Origin of the sequence: Oceanicola granulosus HTCC2516, from assembly GCF_000153305.1 — a bacterium.
GTDB classification, from domain to species: domain Bacteria; phylum Pseudomonadota; class Alphaproteobacteria; order Rhodobacterales; family Rhodobacteraceae; genus Oceanicola; species Oceanicola granulosus.
On record NZ_CH724107.1, the window covers coordinates 842572 to 859133 of the forward strand.

General features: G+C 66.7%; 18 protein-coding genes and 1 tRNA gene. 8 read left to right on the forward strand and 11 right to left on the reverse strand.

From position 1 onward, the window contains the following. Window positions 1–67 precede the first annotated feature (67 nt). The 4 genes from OG2516_RS18875 to OG2516_RS03960 all read right to left on the reverse strand — a co-directional run bounded on the left by OG2516_RS18875 (window position 68) and on the right by OG2516_RS03960 (window position 2269). On the reverse strand, window positions 68–565 hold the full coding sequence (locus OG2516_RS18875; RefSeq protein ID WP_007254326.1) for a GNAT family N-acetyltransferase: 498 nt from the start codon (window positions 563–565) through the stop codon (window positions 68–70). Next, the gene (locus OG2516_RS03950; RefSeq protein WP_007254327.1) at window positions 562–1122 is read right to left on the reverse strand and encodes a GNAT family N-acetyltransferase; all 561 of its coding nucleotides are present in this window, start codon (window positions 1120–1122) and stop codon (window positions 562–564) included. Before OG2516_RS03950 ends, OG2516_RS18875 begins: the two co-directional genes overlap by 4 nt. Window positions 1123–1282: 160 nt before the next feature. Then, window positions 1283–1552 (reverse strand): 50S ribosomal protein L27, encoded by a 270-nt coding sequence (gene rpmA, locus OG2516_RS03955; RefSeq protein WP_007254328.1) that lies wholly within the window; start codon window positions 1550–1552, stop codon window positions 1283–1285. 6 nt (window positions 1553–1558) lie between these two features. Beyond that, window positions 1559–2269, reverse strand: coding sequence for a 50S ribosomal protein L21 (locus tag OG2516_RS03960; RefSeq protein ID WP_040614961.1), 711 nt, complete (start codon window positions 2267–2269; stop codon window positions 1559–1561). A gap of 243 nt (window positions 2270–2512) precedes the next feature. On the opposite strand from OG2516_RS03960, the gene OG2516_RS03965 reads away from it, so the two are divergent. Then, a tRNA-Ser gene (locus tag OG2516_RS03965) sits at window positions 2513–2602 on the forward strand. Window positions 2603–3069: 467 nt separating this feature from the next. Here the strand turns inward: OG2516_RS03965 and OG2516_RS03970 are convergent. After that, window positions 3070–3624, reverse strand: a complete 555-nt coding sequence (locus tag OG2516_RS03970) for a DUF3291 domain-containing protein (RefSeq protein ID WP_007254330.1) — start codon at window positions 3622–3624, stop codon at window positions 3070–3072. Window positions 3625–4167: 543 nt separating this feature from the next. On the opposite strand from OG2516_RS03970, the gene OG2516_RS03975 reads away from it, so the two are divergent. Further along, window positions 4168–5007 carry a flagellin N-terminal helical domain-containing protein gene (locus OG2516_RS03975; RefSeq protein ID WP_040614962.1) on the forward strand — a complete coding sequence of 280 codons (840 nt, stop codon included), beginning with the start codon at window positions 4168–4170 and terminating at the stop codon, window positions 5005–5007. A gap of 340 nt (window positions 5008–5347) precedes the next feature. Beyond that, complete coding sequence (locus OG2516_RS03980) at window positions 5348–5785, forward strand: ferritin-like domain-containing protein (protein ID WP_007254332.1); 438 nt, start codon at window positions 5348–5350, stop codon at window positions 5783–5785. A 327-nt stretch (window positions 5786–6112) separates the two neighbouring features. Here OG2516_RS03980 and OG2516_RS18880 read toward each other — a convergent pair whose 3' ends face one another. The 6 genes from OG2516_RS18880 to OG2516_RS04005 all read right to left on the reverse strand — a co-directional run bounded on the left by OG2516_RS18880 (window position 6113) and on the right by OG2516_RS04005 (window position 10213). Further along, complete coding sequence (locus OG2516_RS18880) at window positions 6113–6655, reverse strand: hypothetical protein (protein WP_007254333.1); 543 nt, start codon at window positions 6653–6655, stop codon at window positions 6113–6115. Window positions 6656–6808: 153 nt separating this feature from the next. Continuing rightward, a complete protein-coding gene (locus OG2516_RS03990) occupies window positions 6809–7240 on the reverse strand; it encodes a helix-turn-helix domain-containing protein (RefSeq protein WP_007254334.1) in 432 nt (143 codons plus the stop codon). 261 nt (window positions 7241–7501) lie between these two features. After that, window positions 7502–7789, reverse strand: a complete 288-nt coding sequence (locus tag OG2516_RS03995; protein ID WP_007254335.1) for a hypothetical protein — start codon at window positions 7787–7789, stop codon at window positions 7502–7504. Window positions 7790–7896: 107 nt separating this feature from the next. Next, window positions 7897–8073: a helix-turn-helix transcriptional regulator gene (locus OG2516_RS19445; RefSeq protein ID WP_007254336.1), complete on the reverse strand. Its 177-nt coding sequence runs from the start codon at window positions 8071–8073 to the stop codon at window positions 7897–7899. A 253-nt stretch (window positions 8074–8326) separates the two neighbouring features. Continuing rightward, entirely contained in the window at window positions 8327–9544 is a 1218-nt protein-coding gene (locus tag OG2516_RS04000) for a tyrosine-type recombinase/integrase (protein WP_040614963.1), read from the reverse strand. A 324-nt stretch (window positions 9545–9868) separates the two neighbouring features. Beyond that, window positions 9869–10213 carry a DUF3140 domain-containing protein gene (locus tag OG2516_RS04005; protein ID WP_040614964.1) on the reverse strand — a complete coding sequence of 115 codons (345 nt, stop codon included), beginning with the start codon at window positions 10211–10213 and terminating at the stop codon, window positions 9869–9871. 245 nt (window positions 10214–10458) lie between these two features. Between OG2516_RS04005 and OG2516_RS04010 the strand changes: the two genes are divergently transcribed. The 5 genes from OG2516_RS04010 (at window position 10459) to OG2516_RS04030 (ending at window position 16549) form a co-directional block, all read left to right on the forward strand. Beyond that, a complete protein-coding gene (locus OG2516_RS04010; protein WP_007254339.1) occupies window positions 10459–11145 on the forward strand; it encodes a GntR family transcriptional regulator in 687 nt (228 codons plus the stop codon). A 60-nt stretch (window positions 11146–11205) separates the two neighbouring features. Next, window positions 11206–12852 (forward strand): DUF885 family protein, encoded by a 1647-nt coding sequence (locus OG2516_RS04015; protein WP_007254340.1) that lies wholly within the window; start codon window positions 11206–11208, stop codon window positions 12850–12852. Between the two features lie 217 nt (window positions 12853–13069). Next, window positions 13070–14689, forward strand: a complete 1620-nt coding sequence (locus OG2516_RS04020; RefSeq protein ID WP_007254341.1) for an ABC transporter substrate-binding protein — start codon at window positions 13070–13072, stop codon at window positions 14687–14689. Between the two features lie 88 nt (window positions 14690–14777). After that, a complete protein-coding gene (locus OG2516_RS04025) occupies window positions 14778–15698 on the forward strand; it encodes an ABC transporter permease (protein WP_007254342.1) in 921 nt (306 codons plus the stop codon). Beyond that, window positions 15695–16549, forward strand: a complete 855-nt coding sequence (locus tag OG2516_RS04030; protein WP_007254343.1) for an ABC transporter permease — start codon at window positions 15695–15697, stop codon at window positions 16547–16549. The genes OG2516_RS04025 and OG2516_RS04030 overlap by 4 nt, the downstream gene beginning before the upstream one ends. Window positions 16550–16562 lie beyond the last annotated feature (13 nt).

A 16562-nucleotide genomic window follows, 5' to 3' on the forward strand; every position in this document is an offset into this window, starting at 1 on the left:
CCCCGACCCTCGTTTCGAACAGCAGTCGGCCACCACTTCGCCGCCGGATCAAGCCCGGCGGACGGCCTCAGCCGAAGTCGGCCGCGCGCAGCCGGAAGCTGATCGAGTCGGTCATCTCGCCGCGCGCCTTCGACATCTCGCGCGTACGGGCGGTCTCGGTGAAGCCGAGCCGGGCGAGCAGGCGGCGGGAGGCGACGTTGTCGGCCCAGACGGCGGCGCGCAGCTCGCGCACCCCGTCGGAGATGGCGCGCGAAACGGCGGCGCGCGCGGCCTCGGTGCCGTAGCCGCGCCCGTGGTGGCCGGGAGCGAACATGTAGCCGAGCTCGCCGGCGGTGACTGAGACCGTGCCGATCAGCGCGCCCTCCAGGCACACCGCCCAGACGAAGCCGTCGCCGCCATAGGGCACGGCGCGGCTGGCGGTGAAGCCGGGATCGGGCGGCCAGGGCCAGGAGCCGAGCTGGCGCGTGACCTCCCAGTGCGACACGAGCCGGTGCAGCGCCTCGGCGTCGGCGGGCCCGAGCCGGCGGTAGACGAGCCGCCCCCGTGGCGACGACGCGTCCGTCACCGCCGCAGGGCGGCGGGCTGGGCGGCGAGCTTGAGCATGTAGGTCCAGGTCGGCACCATCGCGCCGCGCGCGACGCTGAACGCCTCGGCGTCGCCCAGGTAGTCGAAGCCGCAATTGGTCAACACCCGCGCCGAGCCCGGGTTGTCCTGGAACACCTCGGCGAAGATCTCGCGGCTGCCCTGCGGGTTCGCCGCAATCAGCGCCGAGACCGCCTCCGAGGCGATGCCCGCGTTCCACATCGCCGGCGCGACCCAGTAGCGGATCTCTGACTGGTCGCGCTCGAGCCGCTTCAGGCTCACCACGCCGAGCACCTCCGCCAGCCCCGTCGCCGAGCCGTCGATCGCCCACTGGTCCTCCGCCCGGTCGTCCTCGCCGGCGGCCACGAGCGCGGCCTCGACGGCACCCGGCGGCAGCGGGTGCGGCAGGTTGCGGGTCATCCGCGCAACCCGCGGATCGGCGGCGTACATGGAGATCAGCCCGGCATCCGAACGCCGCACGGGCCGCAGGGTGAACCGGCCGGCCTCGATACTGGCCTGGCTTGAACCTTCGTCGAACATCACGCGGGATCCTCCTCGAACCCTCGATCGATCCCCCGCTCCTCGCACGGGACCTCGACCGTCTGATGACGCTCCCGCGGCACGATCGGGGTGCTCCGGAAACGCGAAAGGGACCGGCGTTGCCGCCGATCCCCCCGAAACTGATATGGTCAGGCCCGGATTATTCGGCAGCTTCCTGCACGGGAAGCACGGAGACGAAGGTTCGCCCCTTGAGCCCCTTGTGGAAGGTCACCTGGCCCTCGGCGGTCGCGAAGAGCGTGTGGTCCTTGCCCTGGCCGACATTGTCGCCGGGCCAGTACTTGTTGCCACGCTGGCGGGCGATGATGTTGCCCGGGATCACGGCCTCGCCGCCGAACTTCTTGACGCCGAGCCGGCGTCCGGCGCTGTCGCGCCCGTTGCGGGAGGAACCGCCTGCTTTCTTGTGTGCCATGCGTCGTTACTCCTTCTCGGCGGCGTACTTGGACGCCTGGTCGATCCAATTGTCACGGGCGATGCGTCCCTTGAAGGACAGCTTGTCGTCCATATAGTCAACTTCTTCCGGACCCCAAGCGGCGATCTGGTCGAAGTGGAAGACGCCGTTCTCGTGCAGCAGCTTCTCGAGCTTCGGGCCCACGCCGCCGATCTTCTTGAGATCGTCGGGCTTGCCGTCGCGGGCGGCGTCGAGCAGGTTGCCCGGCTTCTGCCCGGCCAGCGCGTCGTCGGCCTTGGCCTCGGCCTTCTTGGCCTTCGGCGCGGCGGCCTTCTTCTCCGGCTTGGCGGCGGCGGCGGGCGCCGCGGCGGCCATCGCGGCCGACGAGACCGAGCCCGCGCCCACGGCGGCCTTGACGCCGGACTTGTCGGCGCCGCTCTCGAGCAGCTCGGTCACCCGCACCAGCGTGAGCTGCTGGCGGTGGCCCTTGGTGCGCTTGGACGAGTGCTTGCGGCGGCGACGCACGAAGTTGATCGTCTTCTCGCCCTTGATCTGATCGATCACCTCGGCCTGCACGCCCGCACCCTCGACGAAGGGGGCGCCCACGGTCGAGCCGATCATCAGGACGTCGTTGAACTGCACGGTCTCGCCCGCGTCGGCGGCCAGCTTCTCGACCCGGAGCACGTCGCCCGAGGCCACCTTGTACTGCTTGCCGCCGGTTTTCATAACCGCAAACATATGGTCTTCCTTGTTGTCCCGCGTCGGGGGTCCGCCTCTCGGCGCGTTCCTGGCCCTCGGCCACCCTGTGACAGCGCGCCCGTCTCCGGGCGTGGTTGCAAATCCGGACCTTCGCCCGGGAGCGCGCCTTATCCATGCTTCGCCCCCACCTGTCAAGCCGCTCGCCACCCTCGCGTCAGCGACGCCGAAAGAGGGTTGCACGCCCCTCCGCCACTGGCTAAACGGCCCCCCACAGACCCCCGCGGAGAGGTGCCGGAGTGGTCGAACGGGGCGGTCTCGAAAACCGTTGAGGGTGCAAGCCCTCCCAGGGTTCGAATCCCTGTCTCTCCGCCATTTGCCTTGGCTATACGCATGATTTCGTTCGATTTTTAGAGCTGGCTGGTCAGGACGTCCCCCAATTTGACCGCCATCTGTTGCGCACATGAGCGAAGCTTGAAACTCTGCACGGGGATGAAGGCAGGCTAGCCTCTTCATCAGGAAAATGCTGGGCGACGGGGCGCTGGAACGCCGAGGTCCGGACGCTGCGAGCCGTGGTTCCACGGTCCGCGCCTGCCGTGACCGAGACCGGACGGACAGATTATCAGAGAGGGGCTCCGTCCGTCCGGCCGTCCCCTGGCGGGGACCAGGGAGGAGGTTTCCGGCAGGTAGGCCAAGTAGCCAGTCGGTCAAGTACAGGCCAAGGTTCGTCCCATGGCAGGCGGCCTGTAGGCTCGTTAGGCGCGCCGTTGCACGGGCAAGCATCAGCTCCTTAGTGGTCCTGCCCGAGCGGCCACCGCCAGCCCCTCTGTCGCTGCAGCCATTCAGGCGCTAGCTCGCTGGACCGACAATGCCGTCGCCGCCCTCAGCTGCCTTGCTCTCTCCTTGTCAATCTTCATGGGCTTCCCCTCGAAGTTGAAAGGTTCTTTAAACGTGAAGGCGAAAGGCGACGCACCGAAATCATGTAGATGCTCGTACCGCTTCACTCCCTCGGACCAAGTAGTTCCTCTCTCATCATTCGGGAGCCACCACATCACCAGCGGCGGCCAATTTCCCTCTCTGAACCACTCCCTCCGCCGACGGAGTGCCTGCGCGTGCAGCCCGGAGTAGGTGAAGGCGAAGGAAGCTTCGATGCTGTCCCAGAGCGATAACGTCGCCGGAACCCAGCCATCCCCTCGGTTGTCGTAGAACCTCGGAAAGACCTCCTCCCCCCAAGCCGAAGCGCTGGCTTCGTCCAGATCGAACCCAGACCGCGCAAGTAGACCACCAGTGTCGTCTGCCGCCCGAAATATTTCGGCCGCCAAGTCGCGGAACCCGTCATTCGCTTCGTCATCTGCCGGCTCGATGAACTGTCCGAAAGTATAGAGAGCAAGGGGCATGCCTGGTTCGCATTCCTGGCCTGAGGCATTGTTCGCTAGCACTGACTGCTCCCTCTGCCATTGGCCTCGGCAGCCGCCCCGCTGATATTCAGATGTTACCAAGACAGTGCGCAAGGGCAAAAGTGCTGTCGGAGGACGGCACCCCAGCTCAGCCATCAAAGCGGTGTCCGTCGATTGGCTGGAGGCGTACCGGAACGAGCACCCTCGCTAAGCCGGGGGCGCGCTCCGGTTTGCCAAGGCAGTGCCGCGAGTTTCTGACTAGAGCGCTGACAGCCTTCCGGACATCCTCCGTTTCGCGACTGCGGGCTCCACTGCTCAGGTCCGTCCGGCCGCACCAACGGTCTTGGCAGGCGCGATGCCCGCACGTTAGTCGGCGTGGTTGTCGGATGCATCAGCACCGTCCGTGGCTGAGGTGCGGAGGCTTTGCGACGGGGCGTACACCTACGTTTAACCATCCGCGCCCATCTCCTTGATACGGCACACGCCGCTTTTCGTCAGAAAGACGATGCAAACGTAATCAGAACGAATACGGAGCAGTGAAGCATGTCTTCCATTCTGACCAACAATTCCGCAATGAACGCCCTGTCGACGCTGCGGAGCATCAACAACAACCTCAACCAGACCCAGGACCGGATCTCGACCGGCCTCAAGGTGAACTCCGCCAAGGACAACGCCTCCTACTTCTCGATCTCGACGACGCTGAGCTCGGAAAGCGGGATGAACAAGGCCATCAACGAGGGCCTGACCCTGTCGAAGAACTCGGTCTCCACCGCGCGCCTCGGCGCCGAGACCTTCGTCGACCTCGCCAAGGAATTCATCGACCGTGTCGCGTTCGCCCAGGAGACCGGGGTCGACCACGCCAAGGTGCAGGACGAACTTGGCTCGATCGTCGCGCAGATGAAGACCACGATCCGTCAGTCGGACTTCAACGGCGAGAACCTGCTCTCCGCCGCAGGTGCGGGTGCCAAGACGATTGTCTCCGGCGTGACCGGTGTCGGCGGGGCGACGGTGTCGACCTCGACCATCACAGTCGCAGCCGTCGAGATGGAGTTTCCGATCTACGCTGCCTTCAATGGTATCGACATCACCCCCGGTGACGCCGCGACGCTGAAGGCGGCGATGGACACGGCCTCGTCCAACCTGGCGCTGGCAATCGAAAACGCCACTGCACTCGGCGTCGCCGAGAAGGCTATCGAGACCCAGCAAAATTTCCTCTCCGAGCTGACCAACCGGCTCGATTCCGGTGTCGGCTCCATGGTCGACGCGGACATGGAGGAAGAGGCCGCCCGTCTCCAGGCCCTGCAGGTGCAGCAGCAGCTGGCCACCCAGTCGCTGTCGATCGCCAACCAGGCGCCGCAGAACATCCTCAGCCTCTTCCGCTGAAGACGTCCAGCGGGGGGGGGAGGACCATCCGGCCACTCCGCATCAAACAGAGGCAGGTAGGCACCAGCGCCAGGATAGCAGGTCGCAGACTTAAGGTACGTCCTGCACGCTCGCACCAGCGCGTTCATCAACTTCCGAGCCCTTTCCGCATCAAGACTGCGCTCGCCATACTGCCAGTTTGGATGGGCCGAACCTGAAGGCTGACCGCCACGAGCACCGTGCCACCCCAGTTCAACCAACCAAACCGGCGGCCGCCAGGCATCAGTTCTGCAAGGCACCGAAAGGAACCCCCCTTCTATCGACCGCGTTCTGCGTCGAGTTGAGCAGCAAGGAGGTTACCATGACGTCGGACCTGAAGATCGTCGAGACGCTGACCGACACTACCATCGACAGCGTTGAAGGCTATGAAACAGCCGCCAGTCTGGCGAAGACACCGGAACTCGCTTCCATCCTGAAAGAACAGGCGGATAAGCGGCGGCAGCTTGTAAACGAGCTGAACGCGGAGGTTTCCCGCCTTGGCGGCACTGCACGGAAGAGCGGAAGCACGATGGGCGCTGCACACAGGGTCTGGACTGCGATTTCCGATGCGTTCTCGCGAGGAGACGAGAAGGCAACTGAACGCGTTGAGGAGGGCGAAGATTACCTCGAGAAGAAGTTTCGGGAGGCGCTGGAACATTCTGACCTAAGTCCGGAGACTCGCTCAGTGCTCACTCGAGTGCATGAAAAAATTGCTGAGGGGGAACGGCTGAGCGATCGCCTTGCGGAGCAGTACGACTAAAGGTGAGTAGCGGCAGCAGTTATTCAGCCGCTGCCGCTTTCTTTATGCCGAACGGAGGAAGTCGATCGGCATAAGGCCAGGCCACGCGGTCATTACGCTTCGACACCGCACGCTCGGATGAAGGCGTTAATGGATTTCCGCCTTTCCTCTGCCCTCTGGCTACGGTCGCCCTGTTTCCAGTTTGGGTGAGCCGGACCCGACGGCTGGCCCCCGCGAGCACCGTGCATGCGGCAGACCGTCCAGCCACGGACCGCGGGATTTCCGCAGGCACTGCCGGACCTCTTCGACTTCGCAGTGCACTTGGGCGCGCGGTGCATGGGGTAAGCGTCAGCTTTTGTCATGCACCCGTCCCCCCGCCTCGACGGAGCCGACGATCGCCTGACCGCCGTCATTCACGGTCACGCGCTCGACTCGCACCAACTGCTGCCCCTTAGACCGGTACCGCTTGAGCGCCTCCAACTGCGCTGTGAAGGTGCGGGCCAACTTGTTCATTGCCCGCTCGGCCGAGTCCTGTTGGGCCAGCGTCTTGGCCCCGTTCAGCCGCCGAGCCATCCACATCGTCGCCTGGTGGGTTGCCGCCATCTGCGTCATCAACAGCGCTTCAGCGGGGTCCCGTGGCGCCATCGCGTCGAGGAAGCCGATACCGAAGTTCGACACCTCGTCGCTTGTAAGTTCTCCTGGTGCCCCCAGGCTCACAAGCTGGGTCAGAAGCATCCTCGCCACGTCCGGGTTTCCCGCCGCAGCGTCTATCCGGCCGAAGTCGCCGGAGACCCTTGAGGTCGCTTCATTGTCGGCCGTCATCCGGGTTTCGACGCGCGGCCGCTCCCGGCCATCGGCTAGCGTCAGTCTGCCTGCTGGCTCATCAGTCATCAATTGCCCTCCGGCCTTGTCGCTGCATCCCGCTCCAGCCGTCTCGGGAGGCCCACCCCCCATGGCTAGATGTATATAATGGCACACCCACTGTGCCGGGCCGCCGACGCAGCATGTCACAATGACTGTGCCAGGGGCGGGCAATTTGAGGGGTCATTTGGCGCCGCCTGCACAATGGTTGTGCCGCAGATGCACAACATTTGTGACGGGCTTCTGTTTTTCCCAGGAGCGGAACGCGAGGTCCGGCCGCCCCCCGTTCTGCATCGCCAGCTCGCACAGCTGCCATGTTGTTGCGATGCCGTGGCCGTCCGCTCCGAGATGGCCATTGCTGGTCCTGCGAATGAGGCCACGGGTCTCCAGCTCCCTAAAGTAGGCTCTGATAGAATTGCGGTGCACGTTGATGAGGTCGGCCGCCTCGCGGTAGCTGAGCGGAATGCGGCCGTTGTTGCTACCGTTGAACCGCCGCTTCAGCTCGATGTAGAGCGCGCGCGGTGCGGGCCTCAGCGTCGTCCAAGCCTCTGTGGCCTGAAACCACTCCTGCAGCTGCACATGGCGACCGCCGGTGCGCCTGTAGGCTTTGCTCATCGGCGCACCTCACTCGCCTGAAGTGCCAGCCAGACCGCCAGAGCCACAGACCGGCTCCTGCACTGGCCCAGCGGCAGCACCGTGTGCGCTCCGCCCACCAGGGGGACGGAGGCCACAGACACGCACCAGAGGCCATCAGAGCGGCTCAGGATTGCGCCCTGCTTCATCTGCGCCCCTCCCCATAGGCCAGAACCGCCACAAGGCGCGCCTGGCTGTCTGTGAGGCCGTGACGGCGGCGAAGGCGGGCAACGAGCACAGCCCTCATGCCGCAGGCCCCGAAGCAAGGGCTTTCGCGCTAGGCGGATAGCGGAGCGACTTCAGGTCGGTCCCCGGCTTCAGCCGATAGTAGGCGAAGCGTTCAGCGCCGCGATAGTCGACCTCAATGGGCCAGCCATATCGCTTGCGGAGCCGTTCGCAGATGGCGGCGAGTCGCCAGCCGCGCACCTCGCGGATTTCGGTCTTGTGCGAGATGGTGCGGCCTTCCACGAGCGCCTTCGCCGCCCAGAAGGCCTGCGTTTCACTGGAGTAGAATTGGTTGTGACGAGACATGAACTATCGTCCTGTAGTTGCAGGACAAGGCGCACCGCGCTATCTCTCCCGGTGGAGACCCAAGGAAACGATATCGAAGCCCGCGCCTTGCCGGTGCGGGTTTCTGATTAGGTGCGGCGGCTTTCGAGCCAGTCAGCAATACTGCTCTCGGGCCATGCGACCACGCGGGCCGACAGCTTTACGGGGCGGGGAAATTCGCCCTTCGCCATCAGCGCGTAAATCAGGCTTCGGCTCAGTCCCGTCATTTCCTCGACGGCAGGTCTTCGGAAGTGTCGTTCCGGCATAATTATGCCTCCATTCAAGAATGCCCCGACGCGAATCCTTGCACTCCGCGCCCGGCTCTGCGTTGATGGAGGTCAGTCGATTGAGGGGGTCGAACTCTCAACTGACCTTGGCGGCTTGGGTTTGCAGACCCGAGCTGCCAGCCGGTCCTGCAGGTGGCCGACTTCCATAGGGTTAAGCTACCCAATGCCCGGGAGGGCTCAAGAGGGATTCCTGCAAGTGTTGCACAGTCTTCGGGGGCCGCGCTGCCTTGACTCAGCGATTCGCTGTCGCTTCGACCGCCCAGGCCTTCATCAGCTGACGCCGCTTATCGAACAGGTCCGAGCGCGCGTAGGCAGCTTCCGCCTTGTTGCGGATGGTGTGGGCCAGCGCCGCCTCGGTGACCTCGCGCGGGAAGTTGGTGCGCTCCTGCGCCCAGACCTTGAACGTCGTGCGGAAGCCGTGGACGTGGATGTCATACCCCATGCCCCTGACCAGCTTCGTCAGCGTCATGTCGGAGAGAGGTTTGCCTGACCGCGCGCCGGGAAAGACATGGCCGCTCGTGTCGCCCATGAGCGCGCCCAACGCCTTCGCCTCGTGCAGGATTTCAATGGCGCGCGGCGACAGCGGCACCCTGTGCTGACGGCCCGCCTTCATCCGCTCCGCCGGGATGGTCCATGCCGCCTTCTCCAGGTCCACTTCCTCCCATCGAGCGAGACGAACCTCGCCAGACCGGCTGGCCGTCAGGATGACCAATTCGAGCGCGAGCTTCGTCAGGTCCGACGCCTTGCTCCGCCGCAGAGCCGTCAGGAACGCAGGCAGTTCGTCGTAGGGCAGCGACTTGCGATGCTCCTGCCGCTTGTCCTGTCTGGGCAGAGCTGACGATATAGTCTGCGCCGGGTTGTCCTGCCGCCAGCCTTGCGCCACCGCCCATTTCATCACCGTGCCGATGCGCTGGCGCACCCGGCGGGCGGTCTCGGGCTTGTCCAGCCAGATTGGCGCAAGGACGCTCAGCACGTCGGCCGTGGACACGTCCGCGACAGACATGCGCCCGATGCGGGGGAATGCGTAGGTCTCCAATGTGGTGATGAATTGCGCGGCGTGTTTTGCGTTGCGCCATGTGGGGCGGTGCAGCTCGTGAACCTTGCGCGCGGCTTCCTCGAACGTCAGCACGGCGCGGCTCTCCTGCTTGTCGCGCAGCGGGTCTCCGCCCGCGCGCGCGTTGCGTCGATTAACTAGGGCCACCTCGCGCGCCTCAGCCAGCGACATGAGCGCGACAGCCCCCAGCCCCAGCTCGCGCCGCTTGCCCCGGATGGTAATGCGCTGAACCCAACGCTTCGCGCCGCTTGCCTCGACCTTGAGAAACAGGCCGTGACCGTCGAAGTATTTCCCGGGTGCGGCGACCGTCCGCACGAACGCGGCACTTAAAGCTTTCTCAGGGTGCTTGCCTGATTTCCGTCCGCCGCTCTCCGGGTCTTGCGAGCCGTCCGCCATTCCGTCCCCCATTTTCAACTGGAATATGGGGGACGGCGCTGGAACGCGCAAGACGGTAGCGCGGGCTAAGTCCCTGATTTCAAGATGGCTCTGGAGCTGTGAGGAACGCCGGCCGGCGGACTGTCTCTCCGCCACTTGAATCAGGAATAACCTGAGACAAGGTGGCTGACCGACCTACCAAAGATCAGAGTCAAACGCCCGCGCCACCGCCCCAGGTGGAGGCAGAGCCCGTTTCCGCGCTGACTAGGATGACGGGAACAACCAATACCTGAAAGCTGGAATGGCATCGCGCGCCACTTCCCTGGCCTTTCGCGACAGAAGACGTCAGCTGTCCTTCTTCAGTGGGTCATGGCCCCAGTTCATCAGGGAATAGCGCCAGTTGGAGTTCTCGACGCCATCGTCTGGCCCACCCTGCGCCAGATGCCGTTTGATGTAGCCGACGACGGTCGCCATGTGGTCCCATTGATCGTCGGTCAGCTCGCCCTTGTTCGTGCGCTTGATCTCGACGATCCGGCGGCCGGACTTGTGTCCGGTGCTTTCACCGCCTTCGCCGTCGCCGACGGATTTCGACTCTTCGCTCGACAGCCAATCTTCCAGTTCCGCAGGCGCCAGGTTGACCAAGTCTCGCCACTCGCTCCAGATTTCGTCCCTCGACTTCGACGAAGACATTTCCGCTCTCCAATTGATTGCCTAAGCAGCAACTGAGCAGTGCCCGCTTCGTTCCGCGTGAACGAGACGGTGCGCCACGGTCATCTCGACGCGCGCCGATCGATCGTGCGGCGCTGCTCGCACGCTGCTGCAGCGCGGTGACGATCGCTGAGAGAAGTTCGGAGCGCGGCACCACCCGGCGGAGGATCGACGTTTGCACTGCAATCCGTTTTGCGCCTATTAAGGTGGATCAGGAGAGGCAGCGCATGTCGGACCATCCCCGGACGGAAGCCGCGACCCGCAAGGCCGTCGCCGATGGCGTCGCCGACAGCCTGCGCGAGGACATCATCCTCAACCGGCTCCCCTCCGGCACCTTCCTGCGCGAGGCCGACCTCGCCCGCCACCACGACGTCAGCCGCGGCCCCGTCCGCGAGGCGCTGAAGCAGCTCGAGCGCGAAGGTCTCGTCGTCTCCCACCGCAACAAGGGCTTCGCCGTCGCCGCCCTGACGATGACCGACATCGAGGACATCTACGAGCTGCGCCTCTCGCTCGAGACCCTCGCCGCCCGCCTCGCCTGCCGCCGCCGCACCTTCGACGACCTCGCCAGCATGGCCCGCACCCTCGACGAGCTCGCCGATCTCGGGCCGAATGCCCGGCCCCTGCCCATGGCCGTGCTCGACGTGCGCTTCCACCGCGAGATCTACGCCGCCGCGCATCACACCCGGCTCATGGCCTGCTGGAAGACGATGGAGAGCCAGGTCTTCAAGGCGATGGTCTCGCGCAACGTGACGGAGCGGCTGTTCAGCGAGGTGTTTGTCGCCCAGCACCAGAACATCCGCGCCCTCATCGCGGCACGCAACGAAGACGCCGCCGTCGCGGCGATCGAGACCCACCTGCGCGAGGCCTACGACCGCCTGAAGGCGCAGGCCGACGAGGCCGACACCGACGGCTGACCCCCACCTCACGCAACCACGCCACGGAGCCATCCGGCTGCTGGCCGGAGGAGTACCATCGTGCAAGCCCCTGATCCCGCGACCTTCCTCGACGACCTCTTCGACACGCTGTTCCGCCTGCGCCCAGTCGATGCCAGCTTCATCGGCCACCACGCCTACGACACCCAGCTCCCCGATTTCAGCCCCGACGGCGTCGCGCGGCAGCGGGACGCGCTGCGCCGCCTCGACGCCGACGCGCGCGGCCTGGACGGCGCCGGCATGGCGACGCCCGACCGGCTCGATTGCGAGGTCGCCACGGGGTACCTCGCGTCGCAGATCGCCCTCTGGGAGTCCGGTCACGCACCGCACCGCGATCCCGCGACGATCCTGTCGCTCGCGATCCTCGGCGTCATCGGGCTGCTGCGGCGCGAGCACGCGCCGGCGACCGAGCGGGCGGCGCGCGCGATGGAGCGTGTCGCCGCCTACCCGACCTTCCTCGCGGCCGCCGAGACGGCGGCGAAGACCGCACCGCGCTTCTGGATCGAAACGGCCCGCCCGCTGATCCGCGCGGGCGAAACGCTGCTCCGCCACGGCCTGCCCGCCTTCTGCGCAGACCACGGCCTCGCCGCCCCGGCTCCCGACACGCTCGACGCCGGCCTGCGCGCCCTCACCCGAGTCGAGACGGCGCTCGCGGCCCCCGAGGCCGGGCGGCACGGCGCCATCGGGTGCGGGCCGGAGCTGCTCGAAACGCTGCTGACGGACACGCATCACTTCCCCGGCGGCGACTACATCGAGGCGCTCGGCGAGGCCGAAATTGCCGCCTCCCTCGCGGCGCTCGACGCGGCGGCGGCGCCCTTCGGCAAGGATTGGCAGACGGTCGTGGCCGAGGCGCAGGCCGAGATCGTGCCCGCCGGACGGGTGCAGCAGCGCCACGTCGAGATCTTCGAGGCGCACAAGGCGCTTGTGGAGGAGATCGGCCTTCTCACGTGGCCCGACTACCCGCTCGAGTACCGGCCCGTTCCGCGCTGGCTCTCGGGGATCATGGCCGACGCGATGGTCTACCCCTATCACGCCCCCGCGCCGCTCGATCCCGACGTGCCGGTCGACTTCCTGATCCCCGAGGCTCCCGACGGCACCGCCGAACTGACGATCCTGTCGAACCACGTGCTCCATCACGCCGGCGTCGGACATCACGTGCAGAACTGGCACGCCTACCACCGCGCCGAGACGCGCTTCGGCCGCCTGTCCGCCGTCGACAGCGCCGGGTTCATCTTCGTCCATGCCGGGATCGGACTGGCCGAAGGCTGGTCGGGCTACGTGCCCGGCATGGTCGCCGAATACGGCCTCTACGACGCTCGGCAGGCCCTCGGGCCGCTGCACGACCGCCTCCGCGCGGCCTGTCGCGGGCTGGTCGACGTGCGGCTGCACCGGGGGACGTGGAGCGTCGAGGAGGCGGTGCGGTTCCTGGTGGAGACGAGCGGGGCGAGCGAACCGGCGGCGCTCGCGGCGGTGCGGCGGATCAGCCTCTCGCCGAGCTCGGGCAGCATGTACCTCGCCGGCCCGGCGCTCGTGCGCGCCCTGCGCCATGCCGTCGCCGGCCCAGACGCCGCGCCCCGCGAGGTCGGCCGCTTCCACGACCGCCTGCTCGGCTACGGCGCGCTGCCGATGCCGATCATCGCGCGGGAGATGACGGGACTCCCGGTGGAGCGCCTGCTCCCCGTCGGCTGACCCGATTCGCCTTTGCACCGGATTGCCCTGCGCTTCGAACTGAGCGGCGCAGCTGCGCTTGATTCACGCGCATTTGCTGCGATTCACGGCATTTTGCGACGGTCACCACCCCTCTCTTTCGCGGGCGGTTGACTATTGCAGTGCAATCGGCAGGGTTAACGGCGCGGCAACAACAAAACCAGCACCGCCAGCGTTCGTCCAACAAGGGAACCTCATCATGAACAGACTCATCGCTCGCCCGGTGCACGCGCAGTGCACGCGCCGTGCAGCCCTGGCGCTCAGCGGCGCCCTCGTCGCCCTCTCCATGAGCGGCACCGGCGTCGCGGCGCAGGACGAGACCACGCTGCGCATCGCCCGCCCCGACGACGTCCGGGCCCTGAACCCCTTCCGACAGGCCAACAACAGCACCAGCGAGGTCACCTACCAGATCCACGAGGGCCTCGTGACGGTGACCCCCGAGCAGGAGATCGTGCCCGTGCTGGCCACCGAGTGGGAGCTGCTCGACGACGGCCTGACCTACCGCGTCAAGCTGCGCGAGGGCGTCACCTTCCACAGCGGCGCCCCGTTCAACGCCGAGGCCGTGGCGTGGAACATGGACAAGCAGCTCAACGGCACGCCCCCCGGCATCGCCGCCGGCCTGATCCCGCCGCTCTCGGCCATCGAGGTGGTCGACGAGTACACGATCGACTTCACCCTCGAAGAGCCCAGCGGCGTCTTCATGGCCATCCTCGCCGCGCCCCTGTTCATGATCGTCGATCCCACCGCCTACGCCGAACTCGGCGACGACAACTACGACAGCGGCCCCAGCGGCACCGGCCCCTTCATGTTCGAGAGCTGGTCGCCCGGCGAGAACGTCACGCTCGTCGACAACGAGGCCTACTGGGACGAGGCCAACGGCCCCGAGGTCGACAAGGTGGTCTTCGAGGTCATTCCCGAAGCTTCCGCCCGGTCCATCGCGCTCCAGAACGGCGAGATCGACGTCGCCTTCACCGTGGCGGCCGAGCAGATGGAGCTGTTCCGCGACGGGCCCTACAACGTCCACGAGGTGCCCTCCACGCGGGTCGTGTTCATCGGCCTGAACACCGCCGATCCGATCCTGTCCGACGTGAAGGTGCGCCAGGCGCTCGGCCACGCAATGGACCGCGAGATGATCGACGCGTTCATCGGGCCGAACGGCTCGCTCGCCTCGGGCATGGGCGTCGACGGCGCGCTCGGCTTCTTCCCGTCGGCGCGTGAGTTCGACCCCGATGCCGCGCGCAGCCTGCTCGACGAGGCCGGCTGGAGCGCGGGCTCGGACGGCGTGCGCACGAAGGACGGCGAGCCGCTCGAGATCGACGTCTGGACGCAGGCCTCCTATCCCGGCGAGATCGAGGCCCTGCAGGTCGTGCAGCAGCAATGGCGTGACGTCGGCGCGCAGATGAACCTCGTCCGGCTCGAGGGCGGCGCGCTCTATTCCGGGCTGAGCGAGCAGGCGACGGCGCACCACGAGGACAGCGCGATGGTGCCCGAGTACCAGGGCTTCGTGCTCGGCAGCGGCATCCGCACCGGCGAGGTCGGCTACATCACCGAGCGGCCGAAATGCGACCAGGGCCCGCGTGGCTATGGCCGCTACTGCAACCCCGAGTACGACGAGGCGTTCAACCTCTCGCAGTCCCCGGCCAGCGTCGAGGAGCGGCTGGTCGGCTATGAGCGGATGGCCGAGATCTTCCACGACGACGCGATCCGCCTGCCGCTCTTCGTGCTCCAGATCAACGTCGTGACGAGCGACAAGGTCGAGGGGCTGGTGCTGAACCCGAGCCAGTCGCTCAACCTGCGCGGCGTCTCGATCGCCGACTGAGGCCCCGGCCCCGCAGTGGCCTGCCCGGCGCGTCCGGGCAGGCCACCCCCTCCCCCTCACTCTCTCTCTGTCGCGAGGTCTCCCGGCGATGCTGCTCTTCGCGCTCCGGCGTCTTCTGCAACTGGTGCCGGTCCTGATCGGCGTGCTCGTCATCGCCTTCGCCGTGACGCGGCTGACCCCCGGCGATCCGGCCGAGATCATGGGCGGCTTCGAGGCGTCCGACGAGACCATCGCCGCGATCCGCGAAGACATGGGGCTCAACGAGCCGATCCACAGGCAGTTCGTCATCTACCTCGGCAACATCCTGACCGGCGACCTCGGCCGGTCCTACTACAACGGCCGCGAGGTGACGCGGATCATCTCGGAGACGCTGCCGCGCACCGCCGCGCTGGCTGGCGTGGCGCTGGCCTTCACGCTGATCGTCGGCATTCCCCTCGGTGTTGTCTCGGCACTCAGGAAGGACACCTGGATCGACCTCGGCGCGCGGACGCTGGCGCTGGCGGGGGTCTCGGCCCCGCCGTTCTTCGCGGGCCTGCTCGCGATCCTCGTCTTCGCCAGCTACCTTCGCATCCTGCCGTCCTACGGCGCGGGGAGCTGGCTGCACGTGGTGCTGCCCGGCGTGACGCTGGGGCTGTCGAGCGCCGGGCTCGTCATGCGCCTGACCCGCTCGGCGATGCTCGAGGTGCTGAACCAGAACTACATCCGCACCGCCCGCGCCAAGGGCCTGCCGCCGCGGATGGTCAACTACCGGCACGCCTTCCGCAACGCCTCGATCCCGATCGTGACGATCACCGGGCTGCAGCTCGGCTCGCTGCTGTCGGGCGCGGTGCTGACCGAAACGGTGTTCGCCTATCCCGGCATCGGCCGGCTGCTGGTGCGCAGCATCTTCGAGCGCGACTTCCCGGTCGTGCAGGGGCTGATCCTGCTGATCGCGGTGATCTACCTCGTCGCGAACCTGCTGGTCGATCTCTTCTACACGCTCGTCGACCCGAGGATCAGTCACGGATGATGACCGCCAACCCCTTCTTCAGCGAACTCCGCCGCAGCTGGATCACGCAGGCCGCGCTGGTGATCGCCGTGCTCTACACGCTCGTCGCGCTGTTCGGCCCCTGGATCGCGCCCTACGATCCGACCCGGATCCTGTCGATGCCCCGGCAGGACCCGTCGGCACAATTCTGGCTCGGCACCGACGAGATCGGCCGCGACGTGCTGAGCCGGCTGCTCTACGGCACCCGCATCGCCTACGTCGTCGCCATCGTCGCGACCGGCATCGGCCTCGTCTTCGGCGCGCTCCTCGGGCTGATCGCGGCGTTCTTCTCGGGCTATGCCGACTCGATCATCATGCGCCTGATGGACATCCTGCTGGCCTTCCCGGGCCTGCTGCTGGCGCTGGCGATCATCACCATCCTCGGGCCCGGGCTCGGCAACGCGATGATCGCGATCGGCGTCGGCTCGATTCCCGAATTCGCGCGGCTGATGCGCGGCGAGGTGCTGGGGCTGATGAACCGCGACCACGTCCTCGCGGCGCGCTCGATGGGCGCGGGCAACCTGCGGATCATGGGCAAGCACCTGGTGCCGTTCGCGCTGGCGACGATGCTCGTCTACTCGACCGCCCAGCTCGCGCGGGCGGTGCTGACCGAGGCCGGGCTGAGCTACCTCGGCCTCGGGGTGCAGCCGCCGACGCCCTCGTGGGGCGGGATGATCGCGACGGGGCAGCAGCACCTGACGACGACGCCGCTGCTCGCGCTGATCCCCGGCGCGGCGATCATGGGGCTGATCTTCGTTCTCAACATCCTCGGCGACAGCCTGCGCGACGCGCTCGATCCGCATCAGCGCGGCCTGTCGCGCAAGCCGAGCTGACCCAGCAGATACC

Bases quoted from the DNA above. Each gene is read 5' to 3' on its own strand.
- OG2516_RS03960 (WP_040614961.1), bottom strand. From the start codon at position 2,269: ATGTTTGCGGTTATGAAAACCGGCGGCAAGCAGTACAAGGTGGCCTCG.
- OG2516_RS04025 (WP_007254342.1), top strand. From the start codon at position 14,778: ATGCTGCTCTTCGCGCTCCGGCGTCTTCTGCAACTGGTGCCGGTCCTG.
- OG2516_RS03950 (WP_007254327.1), bottom strand. From the start codon at position 1,122: ATGTTCGACGAAGGTTCAAGCCAGGCCAGTATCGAGGCCGGCCGGTTC.
- OG2516_RS04000 (WP_040614963.1), bottom strand. From the start codon at position 9,544: ATGGCGGACGGCTCGCAAGACCCGGAGAGCGGCGGACGGAAATCAGGC.
- OG2516_RS03995 (WP_007254335.1), bottom strand. From the start codon at position 7,789: ATGTCTCGTCACAACCAATTCTACTCCAGTGAAACGCAGGCCTTCTGG.
- OG2516_RS03970 (WP_007254330.1), bottom strand. From the start codon at position 3,624: ATGCCCCTTGCTCTCTATACTTTCGGACAGTTCATCGAGCCGGCAGAT.
- OG2516_RS04005 (WP_040614964.1), bottom strand. From the start codon at position 10,213: ATGTCTTCGTCGAAGTCGAGGGACGAAATCTGGAGCGAGTGGCGAGAC.
- OG2516_RS04020 (WP_007254341.1), top strand. From the start codon at position 13,070: ATGAACAGACTCATCGCTCGCCCGGTGCACGCGCAGTGCACGCGCCGT.
- OG2516_RS04030 (WP_007254343.1), top strand. From the start codon at position 15,695: ATGATGACCGCCAACCCCTTCTTCAGCGAACTCCGCCGCAGCTGGATC.
- OG2516_RS03990 (WP_007254334.1), bottom strand. From the start codon at position 7,240: ATGAGCAAAGCCTACAGGCGCACCGGCGGTCGCCATGTGCAGCTGCAG.
- OG2516_RS03975 (WP_040614962.1), top strand. From the start codon at position 4,168: ATGTCTTCCATTCTGACCAACAATTCCGCAATGAACGCCCTGTCGACG.
- rpmA (WP_007254328.1), bottom strand. From the start codon at position 1,552: ATGGCACACAAGAAAGCAGGCGGTTCCTCCCGCAACGGGCGCGACAGC.
- OG2516_RS18880 (WP_007254333.1), bottom strand. From the start codon at position 6,655: ATGACTGATGAGCCAGCAGGCAGACTGACGCTAGCCGATGGCCGGGAG.
- OG2516_RS04010 (WP_007254339.1), top strand. From the start codon at position 10,459: ATGTCGGACCATCCCCGGACGGAAGCCGCGACCCGCAAGGCCGTCGCC.
- OG2516_RS03980 (WP_007254332.1), top strand. From the start codon at position 5,348: ATGACGTCGGACCTGAAGATCGTCGAGACGCTGACCGACACTACCATC.
- OG2516_RS19445 (WP_007254336.1), bottom strand. From the start codon at position 8,073: ATGCCGGAACGACACTTCCGAAGACCTGCCGTCGAGGAAATGACGGGA.